The organism is Bradyrhizobium sp. IC3123, assembly GCF_020193625.1.
GTDB classification, from domain to species: Bacteria; Pseudomonadota; Alphaproteobacteria; order Rhizobiales; family Xanthobacteraceae; genus Bradyrhizobium; species Bradyrhizobium yuanmingense.
On record NZ_JADYVF010000063.1, the window covers coordinates 1 to 442 of the forward strand.

Here is a 442-nt window from a genome sequence, read left to right on the forward strand (position 1 = left end):
GCTGCAATGGATCCTGGCCTGGACCGGACTCTCGGCGGCCTGGTTCGACGAGGACGGCAGCCGCGAGGAGACCGAAGCCGAGCTGGCCATCGCCCGCCTGGCCCTGGCAAACCTCGCTCGAACGCCTGCGCAATGAACTGTGCGGCGGCTCCCGCGCTCCAACGCGAGGCACTGTTCCGCCGCCGCGATCCGGTGTCAAATACACACCCCGCCAAGATGGCGGTGCCCACCACCCAGTAAGGAAACCCAAGATGGCCGGAGCCAGCCTCCTCACCCTCCTCGACGATATTGCCGCGGTGCTCGACGACGTCTCGCTGATGACCAAGGTCGCCGCGAAGAAGACCGCCGGTGTCCTCGGCGACGACCTGGCCCTCAACGCCCAGCAGGTCACCGGGGTCAACGCCGACCGCGAACTGCCGGTGGTCTGGGCGGTAGCCAAGGG

General features: G+C 68.1%; 1 protein-coding gene. It reads left to right on the forward strand.

Translation table 11 applies throughout. The annotated features are described in order from the left end of the window. Positions 1–251 precede the first annotated feature (251 nt). Positions 252–442, forward strand: a 191-nt coding sequence (locus tag I6F20_RS37630; protein ID WP_225131612.1) for a DUF808 family protein, incomplete at its 3' end; no start/stop codon positions are given.